Genomic DNA, 4639 nt, shown 5'->3' on the forward strand with positions numbered 1-4639 from the left:
AAGGGCTTCATTTATTCCGAACGACACGCGCCGACATAGTCAAGATTTGGTTATTACAAGAAATCGTCGAGGTCGCTCCACGCGCACCAAACCGAGCCCACCACCTCACGAAATTTGAGACAGACCCACTAGTCGTACACACTGCGAGCTTAACGGCCGCGGCTGGCGCCGTGGCGCCTCGCCTACCGAGCTACACGAACATCGGGCCGCGCCGGAACCCATTTCACTTCGGGCGAGGTGGATGATCGATCTGAATAGCCAGCTCACCCCGCGGGAAGTCCTCGACGGTACACGGCAGGCTGCGAAACGCCCGTACTTGTTCCGGCGCCCCTGTACTCATTCGTCCACCTCCCGTCGCCACGCCAACGGCCAGGCTTCGCTGCCACGGTGGCTGATCGCCGAATTCATACGCTGTGCGGCCGGCTGTCCCTTGAGGGGGAATGCATGTGGGCAGGGATGGGGGGATGACGAGCCCACACAGTGTGAAGGGACGCTCGGGCGCCGGTTGCCAGGAACGCCCAAGTGCCGTGCGATCTCTTTTATGTGAGGCTGGCGTGTGCAACACTGAGGGCTTGATAACCCTCAGCAAGTACGATTCGTAGTATCGTCACAATGCATTCATCTGGTGACGAATTGCACCATCGTTGTAGTGCGTGGCTACTCGCAACTGTGGAGATCACCTCGGCCATGCAGGCAGGCACCGGCCCGGATGGGTTGTGGTCCCTCATCGCGAGCAGAGCCCGCGTAGCGTCCGACGCTGACGTCGCGCTTGTCGTCCTGCCCACCAGTGATCCGAACTGGCTGACAAACGTTGCCGTGGTCGGCGAGCAGGCCGACACGCTACTTGGCCAGCGGCTGCCTTTGAAGGGTTCAATCGCTGGACTAGCCATGATCACGGGCGAGACACAGCGCTGGAACGACTGGGCGAATTACGCCAACCTCTACCCTCCGGCGCGCTCATGGGTCGCTCCCTTCGGTCCGGGCATGAGCGTCCCGATCGTGGACCCCGACGGAGCCCGATTGGGCGCATTGCACGTCGGCAAGCGTCGGGGCCGGCCCAACTTCGACGACCTGGACGTGGCAATGCTCAGCTCATTCGCTTCGCAGGCCGTCCTGGCCAAGCAGAGGGAAGAACACCGCGCCCAGGCCGAAGAGCTGCGGCTGCTGGAAGAGCGCGACCGGATTGCCCGCGATATGCATGACCACGTCCTCCAGGAACTCTTCGCCGCCGGAATTGGGCTGCAGAGCATCGCCGCTGCTGCAGACGCCGAACCCGGTGCGCAATTGCGGCGGCGGTTGCTGGAGACGGTGGCCAAGCTCGATGACGTCATTGGCCAGATCCGTGCGACGATCTTCGGACTCCAACCTTCGCCGGTGCCATACCAGCAGTTCGGTGATGGTGTGCGGCAGCGAGTGTTGGACGTCGTTCGAGACGCCACCTCCTCGCTCGGGTACGCGCCGTCGATTCACTTCAACGGCCCGATCGAACTGGTAGGCGATGCCGTTGCCGCCGATCTTCTTGCGGTCGTCCGCGAAGCGCTGTCCAATGCCGCTCGGCACGCCGATGCCACCGAGGTCAGCGTCGAGCTCACTGTCAAAGGCACCGGGCTGACCGTCCGCGTCTCCGACAACGGCCGCGGCGTCGGTGGCACGACCCGCCGCAGCGGTCTGCGCAACCTCCGTGTCCGCGCCGAACGCCACCACGGCACGTTCACCGTCGACAGCCCCGGCGAGGGCACAGTCCTGACCTGGAACGTTCCTCTTCCTCCCGACCGGGCTGGCATCCCGGTTCAATCACAGTTCCCCGAAATGCAGCGTGACCTATGAAATCGACCGTGTTCCATGAAGTCGACGAGTGAGACCTCGACCCTCCTCATGCTCTCCCGAGCGCCCGCCACGCTGTCGAAGCGCCGGCGGGGTCTGCTGGACCAGCTCGACGCTGATCGACCCGAGCACAGCCTGTATGCGAATGACGGTCGATTGAGCACGGGCGGTTGGTGCGGCGTGTCGCGTGTTCGCCACCGACCTGTCAGGGGATAGTCCACCTCGAGGCGCACACCAACCGGTGTCCGCACCAGCCTTCGCACGCCAACTACGTGATCGCCGCCGCCCGCAAGGTCGTGGGAGTTCTCGCCGCGCGCGTACTCGGCTTCGATCCTGGCATCAGCGCAACGCAACGCGTGGGAAGCTACCTCCGCCGACCTGCAACGTCGTCCGAGTGGCACGGCGTGAAAGGTCCAGGCGATGGACGACCCGAGCCCACGCAACGGCGGAAGCATCGAGCTCGAGCTGCGGCAGGCGCTTCTGGACAGGGAACGCGCAGACCAGGAGGTTCGCAAGGCGATCACTAGCCATCTCGACCAGCTCGACGACGTTGATCGGCAAGACGCTACGGCCATTGCGCTAATCAGGGAGAGGGTCAGCCGGATTCGGTACGCCACGGCATTGCAGGCCGCCGGCAGGGCGGTTCCGGACCCCTCCTCGATGACCTTCACGAAGGCGTTCACGTCGGAACATCAGCGCAGGGCGCTACCTCGGCATCGCGGTGCGCGGAGATGGTGGAGAAGCCAGACAGGCCAGAAAGTAGCCGGACGCTCGGTGAGGCATCGTCGACAAGCGGGTGCTGCCATTGCCTTGACAGCCGCGAACCTGGCAACGACATCTCATGGTCAGCCATCCGTACTACCCTTTTACCAATCGCCGTTCTGGAGCCGGCGGCACGTCTACCGAGCCGATACCCCACTGTCTGATGGCAGCAGGTCACAGGTTCGTTAAGCCCAGCAATCGTTGACCATCGACATCGCCGCGCTGGCTCTGACCGGGGGGGGGGGCCAACCGCTTGGCGTTCAACGCGAGGAGACCTGGGCCCGCGTACTTGGGGTGTTGGTAACAACCCCTCCATGAACGCCGTTACCGTGTCCAGTTTGCTGAACAGGCCGGACTTCTGTTCCGGTCGTCAGCGTGGTCGGAACGGGTTGTCGATGTGGGCGGCTCTTTAGTCGATCTCGCCGCGTCGGTGCCGTTCGGCCTGCCAGACATCCCAGGCCTGCTCCAGTTGCCGAGTGGATGAGGCGGGCAGGCGTTGCCGCGTGCAGAGGTCACGAAAGTCCAGATCTGGCTCGGCCAGACGCCGGCGCTGGTCGGCACGCTGGTCAGGCAGTATCGCTGCGGTACTCAGGTCGGCTACCCGGCGGGCGCGGGCCAGCTCATCCAGATCAGCGGCAACGCGGTCCAGGACAGCCGCACCCGCGCGAGGTCGACTGTGACGTGGGCGGTGTCCGGCGAGTCGACGGCCGGGCGCAGGTTGACCGCCGCCGGATACTCACTGGTGTCCAGTTGGGCCAGCCAGTCCACACATCGCCGTAGCCATTCGACCTCGTCGCAGATCCGGTCATCGATGCTGTCGCGGCCGTCCAACTCGGCATCCTCATCGGGATCTTCAGGTGCCGGCCAGCCCTCCGCCCTCCGCTCACCGAGCGTCGAATCCACCTCTGCTCGGTCGGCGGCGGCCAGGATCTGATCCACTCGCGAGGGCGACAGCCCAACTGCTTTGGCCAGGGCACGGATCGAGACCCCTCGGTGTGGTCTGAGACCAGCGCCCATTCGCGTTCCCGCTCGGCCCCCTCCAGTCGCCATGCCGCCCGAGTCACCCGCGCCAACACCCGCCGTCGGCGACAGCCCGCCTCAACTGGCTTGTTGATCGATATCAACCGGACAGCCTGCCAGCAGGGTTCAGAAAACTGAACATGTAACGGTGTTCGTGGAGCCGTTGATACCGACCCCGAGTCGGTGGACGGCCTCATCGGAGAGTGACCGGACGGGCCGAAGACCCGGCGGCCGGTCGTCCGCACCAATACCGGCTGCGGCGGTCTTTTCGCAGGCAAGCCCCCTGTTCGGTGGGCAGGAGGCCCGGCAACATCCTGTTGTCATCTGGGTCAGCCGGGATCCATCCCGCCGGTGCATGCTCGTCGTTGATCAGAGTTCCGCCGGAAAGGGCAGACTGTGCCAATGCGTGACTGGCGTCCGCGCCGGGTCGACGGAGATGTGTCCACGTGCCAGCTTTGCCGCTCTTCGCTGCCGCGGTGTTGGAACCAGATCAGCGTGTGCGGCTTCGAGTCGCCCCCACCGGCGAACCCCTCGCCGGGTGTACCTCGTGGACGCGCTTAAGGTAATCAGTCCACCACACAAGGCTGAGAGTCCGCACTGCCTCGTCACAGACATCGCAGACACTCCCAGGAAGAAGGCTAGAGGTAAGCGCGTCCACCACCGTGCCGGCCGGCAGCCCCGCAAACAGGCACCGGCCAGCTTGTGAATACCCACGCCAGTCGCGACCTTCCGTGACTCGATATTCCCCGATGCTGTGCGTACCGTGAACTGGTAGACAGTGACGATTCCACATCCACGCCGGGCGGAGTTCGATCTCCGCGCGGATGGGATGGAACACAGCCGGCGAAAGCGTCAACTGTAGGAAAGTCATGGATCGGCTGAAAACCGTCGTTCGACGAAACGGTCCTAGTGTCCTCCGCCTGAAATTCGTGCGATATATCGGGCGAGGGAGTCGAGGATCTCCTCGGCGGTCTTCTTCCAGATGAAGGGCTTGGGGTTTTCGTTCCAGTTCTTGATCCACTCGCGGACGTCT

The 4639-nt window shown here is 64.1% G+C and carries 2 protein-coding genes; one reads left to right on the top strand and one right to left on the bottom strand.

The genetic code is table 11. The features are described from left to right. The first annotated feature begins 687 nt into the window (after positions 1–687). Positions 688–1827: a GAF domain-containing sensor histidine kinase gene (locus ABNF93_RS34415; RefSeq protein WP_349332453.1), complete on the top strand. Its 1140-nt coding sequence runs from the start codon at positions 688–690 to the stop codon at positions 1825–1827. Between the two features lie 1356 nt (positions 1828–3183). Here ABNF93_RS34415 and ABNF93_RS34420 read toward each other — a convergent pair. Then, entirely contained in the window at positions 3184–3525 is a 342-nt protein-coding gene (locus ABNF93_RS34420; protein ID WP_349332452.1) for a hypothetical protein, read from the bottom strand. Positions 3526–4639 lie beyond the last annotated feature (1114 nt).

The organism is Actinopolymorpha sp. B9G3, assembly GCF_040120725.1.
Classification (GTDB): Bacteria; Actinomycetota; Actinomycetes; order Propionibacteriales; family Actinopolymorphaceae; genus Thermasporomyces.